General features: G+C 53.2%; 2 protein-coding genes. Both read left to right on the top strand.

All coding sequences use genetic code 11. The features are described 5' to 3' along the window. Nucleotides 1-777 precede the first annotated feature (777 nt). Nucleotides 778-930, top strand: coding sequence for a hypothetical protein (locus tag QZQ29_RS09220; protein ID WP_291055342.1), 153 nt, complete (start codon nucleotides 778-780; stop codon nucleotides 928-930). A gap of 31 nt (nucleotides 931-961) precedes the next feature. Then, nucleotides 962-2,212 carry a M20 family metallopeptidase gene (locus tag QZQ29_RS09225; protein WP_296962611.1) on the top strand — a complete coding sequence of 417 codons (1,251 nt, stop codon included), beginning with the start codon at nucleotides 962-964 and terminating at the stop codon, nucleotides 2,210-2,212. Nucleotides 2,213-2,594 lie beyond the last annotated feature (382 nt).

The following is a 2,594-nucleotide window of genomic DNA, read 5'->3' on the forward strand; positions in this document are numbered from 1 at the left end:
TTAGCCTGCCCATAAGAGGGCTTTCCTTTTAGTTGGTCGACCGACCATTCTTCGCCTGCGGCTCAGAATGACGATGAAGGCGGGAAGGGAAGCAGGTAACGCAATCTGTCGTCTGATTTCTAACGTCTATCGTCTATCGTACGCCCCTATCCTCCATCGCCTAACGGCGTGCACAGCGAACATGATTTGAAGGAGCGATAGCGACGCGCAAATCATAGTGAGTCGTTTCCCTTTAGGGGCCACCTCCTTCCTCAGGTGGCAATCCTGCATAGGATTGCCAAGTCGGGCAAAGTTGGCCCTGAGTAGAGCAGTAATGGAACAACATTAGCATTCTTACCCTCGTACACCCTATGGCCCCTCAAGGGGTAACGAAAATTAAGAAGGGCCTTCCTTTTGATTGCCCGACCGGAATGGAGCTGGGCGAAGCCCTGAGGACAGGTCCGAAAAGTCAAGAGATACTTTATGCGTCACATCAGGCCCCTGCGGGGCCTCGGCTTTTCTTCGAAAAGCCTGCTATTCTCCGTCGCCTACGGCGACACCTCCTTCCTAAGGAAGGAGGCTAAAAACTGCGGCGGAGCCGCCACCACAACCCTCAGCGGCAAAGCCGCTGTCAAACCTTAGAACTTTAAGAACCTTCGGCCCAAAGGGCCGTCAACCTTCACGCCAAAGGCGTGTCCAAAGGACCGGTCAAACCTAAGAACCTTTTTTCCAATCCTTTGAACCCCTTGTTCCCCTGTGTTATGATGGAAGTATCCTTTTTCAGAGGGAGATGAGAGTGTGAATATAAAGCTGGTGCTGCTGGGGCTTCTGGCCTTATTCAGTCTGTATCGTTTGTATGAACATAATGATTTCATGACGCTCTGCGCCACGGTGATTGTGGTAGCTGCCTTTGTACTGTCTGCCCTGCATCTGTGGCGGAGGCGGGAATGATAGGCCCGTTGGGCGTAAAGGAGGGGTTCTTTTGCATTGCAGAGAATTAGCTGAACAGGAAAGGGACACGGTGATTTCACTGCGCCGCCATTTCCATGAACATCCTGAACTTTCACAGAAGGAGTTCGGGACCATGGATTATATTGAAAATTTCCTTCATGGTTTGGAAATTGAAACGGTACGGGTGCCCCATGGCGGGGTGTTCGGATTTATTGACAGCGGGAAACCGGGCTGGACGGTGCTCATGCGGGCGGATATCGATGCCCTTCCTATCAGGGAAGATCCGGTGAACCTGTCCAAGGAAAGGGTGTGCATTTCCAAAAACGACGGTGTCATGCATGCCTGCGGCCACGACGGACACATGGCCATGCTGCTGACGGAGGCTAAAATTCTTGCTCTCCATAAGTCGGACTGGGAGGGAAAGGTGGTCCTCATGTTTGAGGAGGCCGAGGAAATGGGTGAAAGAGGGATTGCGCCCATGCTCCGTTATCTCAGAGACCATCATATCCATGTGGATACCTGCTTTGGCACCCATGTGAAATGGGATCTTCCGGCAGGAAAGGTGGGCATCCTTTACGGCACCGCCATGGCTGGGGCCTATTTCTTCCGTATCAAACTGCATGGAAAGAGCGGCCACGGTTCCCGTCCGGATATGGCGGTGAGCCCCATTGAATGCTTCATTTCCATTGCGTCGGAGCTCCGTTCTTACCGCATGCGGGTGACGGCGCCCACGGACAGCTTCACCTATTCCTTCGGCTCCGTGGAAGCGGGCCATGAACCGAATATCATTCCCGAAGAGCTCATGTTTGCCGGCACCGCCCGCTGCACGAGAAATGAGGACGGCCTGGCTTTCCGGAAAACTCTTCTGGAGGTGACGAAGAATACCGCCGCCCTTCACGGCTGCACGGTGGAAGTGGTGGAAGACCAGTATTTCCCGGTCACCGTGAATAATAAGGAATGTGTGGACCTGGCAAGGAAGGCGGTGGTGAACCAGCTGGGAGAAGAAGCGCTGGATAGGGACTGCCCCATGTGGATGGCCACAGAAACTTTCTCCATCACCGAATCCACCTGGCCCGGCGTGTTCTTTTTCACCGGCATTTATGACAAAGAGGTGGGAAGCGGAAGCCCCCACCATACGCCGAAGTTTGACATCGCCGAAGAAGGCCTGGTCACCGGCGTGGCCGCCGCCCTGTCCTACGTGACGGCGGTGCTGAAAGAAAAGCCGGCCTGCCCCTCCTTCCACGCCGTGAATCTGGAAAGCATGCTGAAATTGACAGAATGATTCATGAAAAGGCTTTGAGGAAATGGAAATCATTTCTTCAAAGCTTTTTTGTGTGTATAAAGTTTCCTGTGCGGCATGGGGAAATGGGAGCCAACTCAACAAGAAACTATTGGCAAACAGTTTCCTGTCCGGCATGAGGCTATGGTGCATCATCTCAATAGGAAACGATTGGCGGACAGTTTCCTGTCCGGCATGTGAGCAATGGGAGCCATCGCAACAGGAAACTATGAGCGAAAGGTTTCCTGTCCGGCATGTGAGCAGTGTGCATCATCGCAACAGGAAACTATTGGCGAATAGTTTCTCACCCGGCATGTGAGCAATGGGAGCCATCGCAACAGGAAACTATGAGCGAAAGGTTTCCTGTCCGGCATGTGAGCAGTGT

The sequence above is a fragment of the uncultured Dialister sp. genome (assembly GCF_900538805.1).
Lineage (GTDB): Bacteria > Bacillota > Negativicutes > Veillonellales > Dialisteraceae > Dialister.